General features: G+C 56.0%; 7 protein-coding genes and 2 tRNA genes. 6 read left to right on the top strand and 3 right to left on the bottom strand.

Features of this window, described 5'->3' with window-relative positions:
• Positions 1 to 70 precede the first annotated feature (70 nt).
• Positions 71 to 730 carry an AraC family transcriptional regulator gene (locus IBX51_RS00780; protein WP_291827584.1) on the top strand — a complete coding sequence of 220 codons (660 nt, stop codon included), beginning with the start codon at positions 71 to 73 and terminating at the stop codon, positions 728 to 730.
• On the opposite strand, the gene IBX51_RS00775 is transcribed toward IBX51_RS00780, so the two are convergent.
• Positions 673 to 1593: a zinc ABC transporter substrate-binding protein gene (locus IBX51_RS00775; RefSeq protein WP_291827582.1), complete on the bottom strand. Its 921-nt coding sequence runs from the start codon at positions 1591 to 1593 to the stop codon at positions 673 to 675. The genes IBX51_RS00780 and IBX51_RS00775 overlap by 58 nt on opposite strands.
• 145 nt (positions 1594 to 1738) lie before the next feature.
• On the opposite strand from IBX51_RS00775, the gene gltX reads away from it, so the two are divergent.
• The 3 genes from gltX (at position 1739) to IBX51_RS00760 (ending at position 3494) form a co-directional block, all read left to right on the top strand.
• Positions 1739 to 3220, top strand: coding sequence for a glutamate--tRNA ligase (gene gltX / locus IBX51_RS00770; protein ID WP_291827579.1), 1482 nt, complete (start codon positions 1739 to 1741; stop codon positions 3218 to 3220).
• 115 nt (positions 3221 to 3335) lie between these two features.
• Positions 3336 to 3411 (top strand) — tRNA-Ala (locus IBX51_RS00765).
• 7 nt (positions 3412 to 3418) lie between these two features.
• Positions 3419 to 3494 (top strand) — tRNA-Glu (locus tag IBX51_RS00760).
• 90 nt (positions 3495 to 3584) lie between these two features.
• On the opposite strand, the gene IBX51_RS00755 is transcribed toward IBX51_RS00760, so the two are convergent.
• A complete protein-coding gene (locus IBX51_RS00755; RefSeq protein WP_291827576.1) occupies positions 3585 to 4439 on the bottom strand; it encodes a 6-carboxytetrahydropterin synthase in 855 nt (284 codons plus the stop codon).
• A 68-nt stretch (positions 4440 to 4507) separates the two neighbouring features.
• Here IBX51_RS00755 and IBX51_RS00750 point away from each other — a divergent pair, with 68 nt between their 5' ends.
• On the top strand, positions 4508 to 5152 hold the full coding sequence (locus IBX51_RS00750; RefSeq protein WP_367166327.1) for an NTP transferase domain-containing protein: 645 nt from the start codon (positions 4508 to 4510) through the stop codon (positions 5150 to 5152).
• 46 nt (positions 5153 to 5198) lie between these two features.
• Here the strand turns inward: IBX51_RS00750 and IBX51_RS00745 are convergent, their stop codons facing one another.
• Complete coding sequence (locus IBX51_RS00745; protein WP_291827575.1) at positions 5199 to 5654, bottom strand: hypothetical protein; 456 nt, start codon at positions 5652 to 5654, stop codon at positions 5199 to 5201.
• 100 nt (positions 5655 to 5754) lie between these two features.
• On the opposite strand from IBX51_RS00745, the gene IBX51_RS00740 reads away from it, so the two are divergent.
• On the top strand, positions 5755 to 8679 hold the full coding sequence (locus IBX51_RS00740; RefSeq protein WP_291827573.1) for an insulinase family protein: 2925 nt from the start codon (positions 5755 to 5757) through the stop codon (positions 8677 to 8679).
• The last annotated feature ends 18 nt before the right edge of the window (positions 8680 to 8697 follow it).

Below are 8697 nucleotides of genomic sequence, written 5' to 3'. Positions count from 1 at the left end.
GAAAATTATTACTGCGGGCGGCGGTTGAAGATCCCGATGATGGGGGTGCTGTGGGGCATAATCCTGAGCTATGTCAAACTTCGATACCCTTTTGCACCCCGTCACTATCAGCCAGGTCATGATCAACTTTACTGCCAGGCAAGGTGGAGATCGTCAAACCTGTTTGCTGGGTACGGGTATTGCGGAAGAGGACTTGCAGGCTGCAGATGGCCTGGTCACCCGCGCCCAGGAAATGCGGCTGATTGAGAACCTGATCCTGGCACTGCCAGACATACCGGCTTTGGGGTTCCGTCTGGGTCTGCAATACAGCGTGTCGACCTTTGGAATCTGGGGCTTTGCGCTGCGCACCAGTCGGACTCTGCGCGATGCCACCAAATTAGCCCTCCGATATCTGCCGCTCAGCACGGCCTACTGCCAGATGCAGACCTTTGTGGAGGGTGACGACTTTGGCATTGAGTTTGATCCTGATGACATTCCCCGCCATTTGCGCCAGTTTCTGCTGGAGCGGGATCTGGCCACGGGCCTTAACCTGTTCAAGGAACTGAGTCTGTCAGGCTTTGATGTGCAGGCGATCGAACCAATTTTTGGGGTCAGACCCAAAGACATTTCACCTCATCAAATGTTCTTGGGTCTGACCCCAAAGTTTATTTCAGGGCCTGGAGGCAGGAGCGATTACTGGGGCAGGCAGTTGATGACCGCGTCGGCGATGCTGTTCTGGAAGCTGATGTAGCCGTCGGCATTGCTCTCAATGTTGGTGGCCAGAGGATCCCAGGAGCTGAAGGTCACATCGAGCCCCTCTGTGATTGAGCGCCACCACTGCCGGTTAAACTGCGGCTCTGTAAGCAGGCATGGCTGGTTGGCCTGTTGCAGTTTTTGCTGCACTTCAGCGATGTGGCGCGCCCCGGGTGACAGTTCGGGATTGAGGGTCAGTACGCCCTCGAGTGTCAGGCCGTAGTGTTCGGCAAATGGTTCGAACGCGCTGTGATAGGCAAACAGGCCGATGTCGCTGGCCTGAGCAAGCCGGCTTCGGATGTTGCTCTCGGCCTCGGTCAGTTTGGCTTCAAAGCGCGCCAGGTTTGCGTCTAGTTCGGCTTTGTCGAGATCATTCAGGGTGAGTAACCGGGCGTGAATGTTTCGCGCCATTTGTCGCGCCAGTTCCGGATCTACCCAGATGTGGGGGTCGTCGCCGTCACCGTGATCGTGATGATGACCGTGGTGATGGCCATGGCTCTGATCTTGTTTGTTGTCATGATCACCTTTATTCAACGTCTCGGACACGTCGGTAAAGGCGACTGTGCGATCTACGAACTCGCTGCCCGTGAGCAGACGGTGCAAGAACGTTTCCATTTCTGGTCCGATCCAAAAAATCAGATCTGCCTGCTCCAGTGCCCGGCGTTGGGACGGCCTCATGTTGTAACTGTGGGGGCTTGAGCCGGGCGGTACCAGTGTTGATACGTTAACGCTATCGCCAGCCACGGCTTTGACCAAAAGCTCTACTGGCTTGATGGAGGCCACAACATTGGCTGCAAAAGCCGGTGCGGTTGCAATAAAGGCACTGAACCCCAGGGCCAGGGCGACGGTTTTGAATTGCATGATGGCAATGAATCCTGGATGGCTTGATGAAACGTTATAATATTACATAGTTGATGGTGATTGCAAAACCGGGCCATGCGAAATCAAGTGATGGCCGGTATAATGCGCCCTTGATGAATTGGCCACTTATTTTCAGGATGTTTTCATGACTGTACGTACCCGAATTGCCCCGTCGCCTACTGGCGATCCACACGTTGGTACCGCTTACGTGGCCCTGTTCAATCTGTGTTTTGCGCGCCAACACGGTGGCCAGTTTATTCTGCGCATCGAAGACACCGATCAGGCCCGCAGCACCGCAGAATCCGAGCAAGACATTCTCAAGGCCCTGCGCTGGCTGGGCCTGAACTGGGACGAAGGTCCAGACGTTGGCGGTCCCCACGGCCCGTATCGCCAGTCTGAGCGTAAGCACATGTACGCTCAGTACGCCGAAGATTTGGTCACTGCTGGCCACGCTTTTTATTGCTTTCGCACCCCGGAAGAGCTGGACGCCATTCGTGAAGAGCGTAAGGCCCAGGGCCTGAACCCGGGCATTAAGGGTGATCTGGAGCTGCCCCAGGAAGAAGTAAAGCGCCGCCTTGATGCGGGCGATCCCTATGTGATCCGTATGAAGGTGCCGGATGACGGCGTTTGCGAGATACAGGACATGCTGCGTGGCACGATCGAAATCGATTGGGCTCAGGTGGATTGCCAGATTTTGCTGAAATCCGACGGCATGCCAACCTATCACCTTGCCAACGTGGTGGATGATCACCTGATGGAGATCACCCATGTGTTGCGGGGTGAGGAGTGGATCAACTCTGCACCCAAACACAAGCTGCTGTATCAGTATTTTGGCTGGGAAATGCCGGAGCTGTGCCATCTGCCGCTGCTGCGTAATCCAGACAAGAGTAAATTGTCCAAGCGCAAAAACCCGACCAGCATCAATTTTTACGAGCGCATGGGCTTCTTGCCAGAGGCGGTTACCAACTATCTGGGCCGTATGGGTTGGTCCATGCCCGATGAGCGCGAGAAGTTTACCCTGGATGAAATGATCGAGAACTTTGACATCCAGCGTGTGTCACTGGGAGGGCCGGTATTTGATGTGGAGAAACTGCGTTGGCTGAACGGTCAGTGGATTCGTGATGAACTGAGCGATGAGCAGTTTATGGCGCGGATGCACCAGTGGTGGTTCAATGAAGATGCCTTGAAAGCGTTGGTTCCGCATATCAAGGGCCGGGCAGAGGTGTTCTCGGATGTGGCACCAATGGCGCAGTTCATGTTCTCCGGCATGCTGGGCCTGACACCTGAGCATTTTGCTCACAATAAACTGGATGAGGGCCAGATTCGGCGGGTACTCCAGTTTACCTTGTGGAAGCTGGAGGCCCAGCGCCACTGGAGCAAGGACACCATCTTCACCGACATTAAATCCCTGGCCAAGGCGATGGATCTGAAGATGGGTGATTTCATGTTCTCGATCTTTGTAGCGATCGCCGGTACACCGAATTCCTGGTCAGTGATGGACTCCATGGCACTGCTTGGGCCAGACATGACGCGCGCTCGTTTGCGCAGTGCGCTCGATGTGATGGGTGGCTTCTCCAAGAAAGAAACCAAGAAAGTGGAGAAGGAATACGCTGCTCTGGATATTTAGTAAGCGGTTTGTTGGTTAATTGAGCGTTGCGAACAGGGATGTTTGAAAAACTTTAAAAAAAGCGGATGCAGGTGTTGACGCCCCTAAGGCGGATCCTTAATATACGCATCCGTTGGGGGCCATAGCTCAGCTGGGAGAGCGCAACACTGGCAGTGTTGAGGTCAGCGGTTCGATCCCGCTTGGCTCCACCAATTTCTAGTCCCCTTCGTCTAGTGGCCTAGGACTCCGCCCTTTCACGGCGGCAACAGGGGTTCGAACCCCCTAGGGGACGCCAATACGGCTCGACGGTTTAGTCCACCGGACAGCCATCAAAAAAACCGCCTTCGGGCGGTTTTTTTGTGTCAGGGTCTGTCCCCGTTCGGGGTCAGACCCTTGCAGCAATCGCTCCCTTACCGACCCCCTCGTAAGCCTTCACCCGAACCTCGTCCTCCGGAAACTCTGCTTTGAGCTCGTCAGCAATGTGCGCGGCAATAAGCTCTACGGTGGTGTCGGTGTCCAGCATATACACGCGGCTTTCTGGCAGGGTCAGGCCAAACTCTCCTTGATTGGCTTCGTATTCAAAGGTGATATAGGCAATGCCATCCTCACCTACGTAGCGACGGACTACGTCTTCCTCGGTGCCCACGTAAATATCCTGCCACAGCTTGGCCCAGCGTTGTTCCAGGTCGTAGTCCCGGTGGCCGTTGCGGTCGATGCGGATGGGGGAGCGGTGGCCGTGGGCAATGCGCTGGCAGTTGCCCAGGTGTTTTTTCAGGCCATGTACATAGTGGTAGTAAGGGCCTTCAATAACGTCTTCGCGCAGATTGATCTCTACGGAGGTGACGTTGCCGGGCAAAACCGCTTTCAGTTCTTTCTCCAAAAGGGTCGCCACGGCCGAGGGCACTACCCGGTCTGATGACAACCAGACCACCGCCTCATCCGGCGAGCGATGCTCGATCTGGCCGCCGCCGGTGAGGTCCCAAACGAAAGTGTCTGGCGTTTCTTCATTCCAGTGTAAGCCCTGATAGCCGCGCGGGATAATCAGGCGGTGGTCCACGCGTTCATCGATCACGCGTTTGATCGTGCGCTTCACCAGGCTGAAATCGAACACCATGCCCTGGTCATCCAGCTCGCCACCCAGAACGACATCGGTAATCCAGCTCTCGCCCACAAGGCCCCGGGCAGGGTCCAGGTAGGCGAAGTCAATGACAGTGAGATTGTCGACAAAGAGGTGGTTCATGAATGGTCCGGCTGATTTGGTTGCATGATGGCGCAATTCTAGCAAAAATCGCGTGATTCAGCAGTTTACTGCGGTTATCCGCCTCAGGGGTCCATATTTTAACCAGTGACAGAGTCTCCCTCGATCAGCAGTTTCCAGCATTGGTGCTGGCGGCTGGGCGTGCATCCAGAATGGGCCGGGCCAAACAATTGTTGGTCATGCCAGGGCGAGGAACGCTTCTGGATAACGCCATTGCTCAGGCGGGGCTGTTGTCTGGTCAGGTTCGTGTGGTGGTTGGCAGCGGCTATCCATTGGTTCGCTATCGTTGCCGCCGGCAGCCGGCGGGCTGGATTTATCATCCGGGCTGGTCGCAGGGGTTGTCGCAATCTCTGATCGCTGGCATTCGAGCGCTGGGGCCGAGGGCGTTGGGTGTGTTTGTGTTGCTGGGAGATCAGCCGCTGCTAGACCCGCGCGGGTTGGCTGAACTGGCTCGCTGTGCCCGCGCTCAGCCCGGGGTGGCGTGGGCCGCGAATTATGGGGCGCGGGTAGGGGTGCCTGCCTGGGTACCCCGGGCGCTCTGGGGAGAGGTTGCTGCGCTAACGGGAGATGCCGGTGCGGGTGTTGTCTTGAATAGGGCTGGCGCCCGTCCGATTGACCTGCAGGGAGTGCAACAGGACGTTGACACCCCGCAAGACTGGTTGTCTGTGAAGCAACGGTTAGCCGAACAATCCTGATAACCAGGCGATGCCCACGCTGAAAATGCTCAGGCTGCTGGCTAAATCACACTTTGTCCGGAAGCTGATCATGGTTAAGCTGCTCCCAGGACTTCATGTAGACATCGGCCTCGTATTGATAGGGCGACCGGAACGGCGTCAGCACAAAATCAAACACCAGAAAAAAAGAGCCAACAGATAGCCAGGCGATGGCCAGAGTGCTGATGGTGGTGGCTTGCTGCTCCGGATTCGAGTTTACAAAGCTCTGTAGCACGGGGATGAGATCTGACGCCATGACAACGGGGTTGAAGCTGGACAGCACAAACGGTAGCCAGAAGGCGATAAAAACAGGAAAAAAACCGTAAGACCAGAGCAGCCTGCGCGCGAGGTAAATGGCAACTTCTCGCCAGTAGCGCTGTCTTATTTCCGGAACCTTGCGGACGCGCTCCAGATATTGGCGACGCTCCGCCCACCAGGCGGCGACTTCCGGGGCGTCGATGTGATTTGGGGTTCGGTCTGTCATAATTCGGCAGGCTACCTTGTTGAGTCCGTTCGGTGCATCATAGCCGATACTACGTGTTACTCTGTAATTCTCCAATTGTTCAATACAAAGGAACGCATTAATGACTGCAGTTACCGACAACGCAATTCATCCAGCTTTCGAGAAACTTCGCAGTCACCGGATCAGCACCCTTAACGTGGACGTTGAGGAGTACCGCCATAAAAAGACCGGTGCCCGCCACCTTCATTTGTCTGCGGATAACGACGAAAACGTGTTTTTTGTGGCGCTGCGCACGTTTCCGATGGACTCCACCGGCGTAGCCCATATTCTGGAACACACCGCGCTTTGCGGCAGTGAACGGTTCCCGGTCCGCGATCCGTTTTTCATGATGATCCGTCGTTCCCTGAACACCTTTATGAATGCCTTTACCAGCAGTGACTGGACCGCTTACCCGTTTGCCAGCATGAACCGCAAGGATTTCGACAATTTGTTGTCGGTATACCTGGACTCGGTGTTTTTCTCGGCTCTGGATCCGCTCGATTTTGCGCAAGAAGGCCACCGCCTGGAGTTTGAGAAGCCGGATGACCCTTCCAGTGACCTTGTATACAAAGGCGTGGTCTACAACGAGATGAAAGGGGCCATGAGCGCGCCTACGTCTCAGTTGTGGCAGAGTTTGACCAGTCATCTGTTCCCGACCACAACTTACCATTACAACAGTGGTGGCGAGCCAGATCATATTGTTGATCTGAGCTACGACGATCTGGTGAAGTTTTACCGTCATCATTACCATCCGAGCAATGCGATTTTTGCTACTTACGGCAACATCCCGGCCCACGAACACCATGAAAAGTTCGAAGAGCTGGCTCTCAAGCGTTTTGATCGCCTGGACATTGAGCTCCCGGTACGCGACGAAAAACGAATGTTCGCCCCGCTCAGAGTGGAGCAGGGCTACGCCGTAAGTGAGGGTGAAGACACGGAAAACAAAACTCACATTGTGACCGGTTGGTTACTGGGCCAAAGCTTTGATCTGCAGGAAAACCTTGAGGGTCAGTTGCTGTCGGCCGTGTTGCTTGAAAACAGCGCTTCACCATTGATGCGGGCCCTGGAAACGACAGACATTGGTCACGCTCCATCACCCATGTGCGGGCTGGAAGATTCCAACCGGGAAATGACCTTTGTTTGCGGTATCGAAGGCAGTGAGCCGGAGCGCCGGGCGGATCTGGAAGCCCTGATCGAAACCACCCTTGAAAAAGTGGTGGCGGAGGGCGTTAGCCAGGACCGGCTGGAAGCGATTGTGCACCAGCTGGAACTGCATCAGCGTGAGATTGCAGGTGACAGCTTTCCCTATGGTCTGCAGCTGATCATGAGTGCGATTGCCCCGATGGTGCACGGTGGCGATCCGGTAGAGTTGTTAGACCTGGAGCCAGTGCTGGCGACACTTCGGGAAAAAATCAAAGATCCGGACTATGTGCCCGGGCTGATCCGCCGCAAGTTGCTGGATAACCCGCATCGGGTGACGTTGACGCTGCGTCCTGATGACAAGCTGGAAGGCCTCCACCAGAAGGCTGTCCGTGAAGCATTGGCGCGTCGCAAGGCAAGCCTGACGGAAGCGGAAGTGGCCGCCATTGTAGAGCGGGCCAAGGCGTTGGAAGAGCGCCAGTTGCGTAAGGACGACGATACCATTCTGCCGAAAGTAGGCCTGGACGATGTCCCCCTGCAGATGCCAGAGCCGGAGGGTAGCTACGATGCCGAGACTGGCGCAACGGTGTATGCCCGCGGCACCAATGGCCTGGTGTATCAGCAGGTGGTGTTGCCGGTGCCGGCATTAACCAAAGACGAATTATTGCTGTTGCCTTATTACACCACGCTGATTTCTGAGGTGGGTTGTGGTGAGCTGGATTATCTGCAGATGCAGGATCGTATTTCCGCAGAATCCGGTGGTATTGGTGCCTCGTTTACGGCCAAGGGCCGTATCGATGATGTGCAAAATCTGTCGGGTTACCTGATTTTCAGCGGTAAGGCGCTGTCTCGTAACAGCAAAGAGCTGACCCGGTTGCTGAAAGACGTGTATACCGGTGTCCGTTTTGACGAAAAAGAGCGGGTTCGTGAAATTATTGCCCAGGTTCGTGCCCGTCGCGAGCAGGCCGTAACCGGCAGTGGCCACGCACTGGCCATGAGTGCGGCAGCCCAGGGATTGAGCGCTGGGTCCTGGTTGTCGTTCCGCCTTGGCGGATTGGCCAGCATTCGCGGCACCAAAGAGCTGGATAAGTCGCTGAAAGATGACAAAACGCTTGAGGCATTCTGTGCCAGTCTTGGTGCGCTGCACAACAAAATCCGTAACCAGAGCCGCCAGTTCCTGTTGATCGGCGAAGATGGCCAGTTGGCCCCAATGCTCGACGATCTAAAATCCTGCTGGCAAGGTGACCTTGGCCAGGCCGGTAAGGTTTGGTCGGTAGATCCGGTCAGCTACAACACTCAGGAGGCCTGGTTGACCTCTACACAGGTAAATTTCTGCGCCAAGGCCTACAGCACGGTCGCAGTAGATCATCCGGACGCCGCAGCACTGACCGTTCTGGGTGGCTTCCTGCGGAATGGGTATCTGCACCGTGCAATCCGTGAAAAGGGTGGCGCTTACGGAGGTGGCGCCGGGCAGGATAGTGTTAACGGCGTGTTCCGGTTCTTTTCCTACCGTGATCCGCGTCTGGCGGAAACACTGGATGATTTTGATGCGGCTTTGGACTGGCTGCGGACCGAGAACCACGAAGCCCAGGCTCTTGAAGAAGCCATCCTCGGCGTGATTGGTCAGCTGGACCGGCCCCGTTCGCCGGCCGGCGCCGCCAGACACGCATTCCATAACCAGCTGTTTGGCCGTTCAGCAGATCAGCGGGCCCGTTTCCGTGAGCGGGTATTGGCGGTCACCATGGACGAGATGAAGCGCGTGGCCGACACCTGGCTGTTGCCCGAGAAGGCCAGCGTGGCCGTGGTCACCAGCCAGGACAATCGGGCCATTGTGGAAAGTCTGGGCCTGGGTATCCAGGAGCTCTGATGCCGGAATGCCCACCGA

Source organism: Marinobacter sp. (genome assembly GCF_014859525.1).
Classification (GTDB): domain Bacteria; phylum Pseudomonadota; class Gammaproteobacteria; order Pseudomonadales; family Oleiphilaceae; genus Marinobacter.
Note: the sequence above shows the minus strand (reverse complement) of the source record. Positions and strands in the feature narration are given on the sequence as shown.